Here is a 1818-nt window from a genome sequence, read left to right on the forward strand (position 1 = left end):
AGGGAGCTGCTTTGGTTTCATCAGCAAAGAGAATCTTTCAAAACCCTAGGGAAAGATATTACAGCTCAAGCACTTTTGTCTGATAGCATAATTTCTCTCCAGAAATTATTATTGCCTCACTCTTTCCTCTCGAGTTTCGATTCACCTCGGTTCCACGAAATATCAATGAATATGGAAGTCGATGAAAAATTGTTCACAGTTAGGAAGATTGATAGACGACATAACTTATCAGATTGGCTCACCAGATGTCCTCCTGGGCCTCAGATTCTTGGTCAGCTTCAGGTCATGGAAGGTGTAGTCGAGCAGCTGCTGCGGCAGTCCAAAGGACTGCCTGCTTCGTGGCTTGGGACTAGTGAAATTCCTAGTGTCACCCACTCACAGAAACAAGATTTTGGCGAGTTTCTCCCAACGAATACTTGGGATATTTTGAAATCCTGGACTGAGATCGATCACGCCAAAAATATCACTGCTTCTAATCACTCTGTCACCCAGGCCTGCATAGTGAGATTTAGTTCTGAAATAAAACAAATTTATAATGAAAATGAAACTCCACAGTGTCACCAGATGTTCACTCAATTTTTAAGTTGTGCAGCACTGGAGCAGCTTTACTTGTTCCCTGCATGCACCTTAGAATTGCCAAAGAAAAGAACATGTTCAAATGCCGCGTGTTACGAGTACACTATTTGTGGACAGAACAGAAAAAGTTACCGGACGGAAGACGATTTAAAGCATTCCACCTTTCAATCATGTGACAACTCAACTGTCAACAAAATGTGTGCAGGGACCGCGTGTTGTTCACATACATGTAAAGACGATCAGCAGCTGGTGAATAATGTGTGTGTTTCATCTTCATTGAGGTATGACCTAAACCCAATGACAACTACAAAAGGTCCCAGTCTAAATAGTTACTTTGAAAAGTTTAGTCTTGTGAACTGTGGTTTTGCCCCCTTACAGAGTGTGATTGGGGTTGATATACCAACTAAGAAGCATAAAAGGAACAAAAATTATCCTGGGTATGGCCAAGATGCCTATAGGCTGCACCTAAAGACAAAACCTCTGGATGCCCTTGAGATGGCCTTAAAAGGTCGAGTAGATTCTGAAAACAAGTACATTTTGGATGCAGAGAAAAATGGTGAAACTTTTGCTCGTGTCTTAGTAAGATTCTCAGCCTCCAAAGAACGAGCATTTAGGTGCAGCTCGTTCATAATGGAAGGATTAATTTTTTGGCTTGGCAAGACCAGAAAAACCTTAAAAACTAGAAATGAAAAAAGTCAAAATGACCAGAATGTAAGTGCTCACCCTGTAGTTACTTTGGTGTGTCAGGGTGGGGATGGCATACACAGGGGACATCCAATCAATGATATGTCAACTACACATAATGCACCCTATGTATGCAGTCCACCCCTTGATCAGAGATGTCCTATTCTGAATCCACCCTATGTGTGCAGTCCACCCCTAGAGCAGGGATGTCCCCTGCAAATCACCAGAGGTATAGATACAGTACAGATGATGAATGTGTGTGATAGTGGTGGGCAGGGTGGGTTGGACTTTGGTTGTTTAGTGTTGGGTTCTGATGACACAAAAACAAGTACAGGCAAGACAGTAAACCAACTTCCCACAGAAGAAGATTACCCCTTAAAAAGTAAGCAAGACATCACTCTGGAGCATGACCAAATAACAGATCAACTGTTGGAGTGTTGGGAGATGCCTAGGAATGATCTTTTGTTTTACCAAAATTTTAGTTCAATGTACCACCCTGCAACATTAGGCAAATTAGTCTTAATTAGGCAAACTTTTAAGCAGTCAAGCAAGTGTAGC

The 1818-nt window shown here is 41.9% G+C and carries 1 protein-coding gene; it reads left to right on the plus strand.

Annotated elements, in window-relative coordinates; all coding sequences use genetic code 11:
- Nucleotides 1–165: 165 nt before the first annotated feature.
- On the plus strand, nucleotides 166–1818 hold a 1653-nt coding region (locus ACN0IC_RS15205; RefSeq protein WP_416879600.1), incomplete at its 3' end, for a hypothetical protein.

The organism is Litorimonas sp. (genome assembly GCA_029936425.1).
GTDB lineage: Bacteria > Pseudomonadota > Alphaproteobacteria > Caulobacterales > Maricaulaceae > Litorimonas.